Genomic DNA, 2,485 nt, shown 5'->3' with positions numbered 1-2,485 from the left:
ACCAGCAATACAGCAGAATCTGATTCATCACAACCACTACCAGGAGGCAACTGATCATGCGATTCGGCGTATTCATCTCACCCGTCCACGAACCCACCGACGACCCGACTCTCTCGATTGAGCGTGACCTGCAGCTAGTCGAGGATCTCGACCGGCTCGGCTACGACGAGGTCTGGATGGGCGAGCACCACTCGACCGGTTGGGAGATCGTGGAATCGCCCGAGGTGTTCCTCGCAGCGGCGGCTCAACGCACCAGCAGGATCATGCTGGGCAGCGGTGTCGTCAGCCTGCCCAACCACAACCCGTTCAACTCGCTCACGCGCATGATCCTGGTCGATCACCTCTCGCGAGGTCGTGCGATCTTCGGCATCGGCCCGGGGTCGCTGGCGGCCGATACGATAACCTTCGGCAACGAACCTGGCGACACTCGTGACTTCCTCCTTGAGGGTGCTGGAGTTATCCAGCGACTGTTGGCCGGGGAATCGGTCACAAGCTACTCGTCCTGGTTCAAGCTCAACGACGCGCGGTTACAGATGTTTCCCTATCGCGGCCGCTCGATCGAAATGGCCGTCACCGCCGCAGTTTCGGCCTCGGGGCCGCGGACCGCGGGCCAAATGGGCGCCTCGATGCTGTCGCTGGCCGCCACGCAAGGTCCCGCCACGGAACTCCTCGCGCGACACTGGGAGATCTACAGCGACGAGTCCGAGAAAGCCGGGCACGTGCCCAACCGCGACACGTGGAGGCTGCTGGGCCCGATGTTTATCGCACCGACGCGCGACGAAGCCATCGCGGCCGTCACTCCCGGCCTGGATGCTTGGGTCTACTACATGCAGAACCTCAGCACACTGCCGTTCGCCGTGGACGGGAACGCCTCGACGCGCGACAAGATCGATCTGATTATCGAGTCCGGCCTGGCGGTCATCGGTACGCCCGATGACGCGGTTGCCCAGATTCGGCGGCTCGAGGAGGCGTCCGGTGGCTTTGGTACCTACCTCTTCTGGGCTAACGACTGGGCCTCGCCGGCTGACACGCTTCGCTCCTACGAGCTGTTCGCACGACAGGTGGCACCGCAGTTCCAAGGCCAGCTCGACGGGCTTAGGCGTGCTCAGGACCGGGCGTTTGCCAGCCAGAAAGAGGACAAGGAGACCGACGCGCGGATCAGGGCGAAGGCGACGGCGGAGTACGAGAAGACCCGCGCCGCCTCCATCCGTTAGCGCGACCGACGCTGCGAGGTGTCCGGGTTGAGTTCGTCTCAAGACTCGTTCGTCCCGCCGGCGACGTTGATTTGGCGCATCGAGCGTCACGACACGAAGGAGTAGGCACCATGGCAAGAGGACACCGGGCGGTTATCGCTGGGATCGGAGAAGCTCCGCTCACGCCGAGTGGGTCGGGGCGGGCGGTCGATACTATGACGGTCCAGGCCGCGCTGAACGCGTGCACCGACGCCGGCTTGTCACCGCATGACCTCGACGGCGCCGTGAAGTACACGTACGACACCTCGGTTAACACCTTCGCACTGCTGGCCACGCTCGGGGCCAAAGACCTGAATCTCGCGGTCGAGGTGCCCTTCGGCGGCGGGTCGTGCGCGGCGTTGATCGATGCCGCCCGCTCCGCGGTCGAGTCGGGTCAGGCCCGTGCGGTTGTCTGCTATCGCACTGTCAGCGGGGATGACTGGGTCAAGCAGCTGTCGACCGCAGACCCGCAGCGTCCCTACTACATGGACACGCCGTGGTACTTGCGTCCGCTGGGCTGGACCGGGTACCTGGGGATCTTCGCGGCGTTCTACAGTCAGTACGCCGCGCGCTATCCGATGAACCGCGAGGCGCTGTACGCGGCGGTCAATCAGATGCGCCGCAACGCAGCGCTGAACCGGCGCGCAGTCCATACCGGCCAGGTTTCGCGGGACGAGTACTTCGACGCGCCGCTGACCGTCGGCCCGTTCACCCGCTTCGACGAGTTTGCCCTGGCAGACACCAGTTGCGCCGTCGTGGTGGCGCGTGAGGATCTCGTCCGGGGCGCAGGGCTGCAGCCCGTTGAGATCATGGCGTCGGCCCAGTCGCACGGTCCGGACCCGCGTGCATACTTCGACTCAAGGGTGCTGACGTCGAACCTGGACAGCCCGTCCACCTGGGTGGCGAAGAAGCTGTACGAGCAGAGCGGGCTGACAGCCGGCCAGATTGACGTGGGCCTGGTCTACGACTGCACCAGCTTCACCTTGCTCCTCGTCGCCGAGCAGTTCGGGCTGTGCGGTCCCGGCGAGGTGGCTGAACGCATCATCGCCGGAGACTTCGCCCCGACCGGCTCCATGCCGCTCAATCCGCACGGCGGTGACACAGCGGGCGGCTACACGCACGGGTTCCGCCATGTCCTCGAGGCAGTGAAGCAGGTCCGGGGCACGGCGGACAACCAGATCCCGGACGCTGAGGTGGCCCTGGTCGGCGGCCCGCAGGCGGGACCGACCTCGGGCCTCATCCTGCGCCGCTCT

2 protein-coding genes are annotated in these 2,485 nt (G+C 65.5%); both read left to right on the top strand.

What is annotated here, in order from left to right; translation table 11 throughout:
* Window positions 1-56 precede the first annotated feature (56 nt).
* On the top strand, window positions 57-1,214 hold the full coding sequence (locus tag AC5RVV_RS17230; RefSeq protein ID WP_494002587.1) for an LLM class flavin-dependent oxidoreductase: 1,158 nt from the start codon (window positions 57-59) through the stop codon (window positions 1,212-1,214).
* A 194-nt stretch (window positions 1,215-1,408) separates the two neighbouring features.
* The coding region (locus AC5RVV_RS17225; protein WP_494002586.1) for a thiolase C-terminal domain-containing protein at window positions 1,409-2,485 on the top strand (1,077 nt) is incomplete at its 3' end.

It is taken from the genome of Arthrobacter sp. MDT2-34-1 (genome assembly GCF_059091365.1).
The sequence above is the reverse complement of the archived record's forward strand: the minus strand, read 5'-3'. Positions and strand labels throughout refer to the sequence as shown.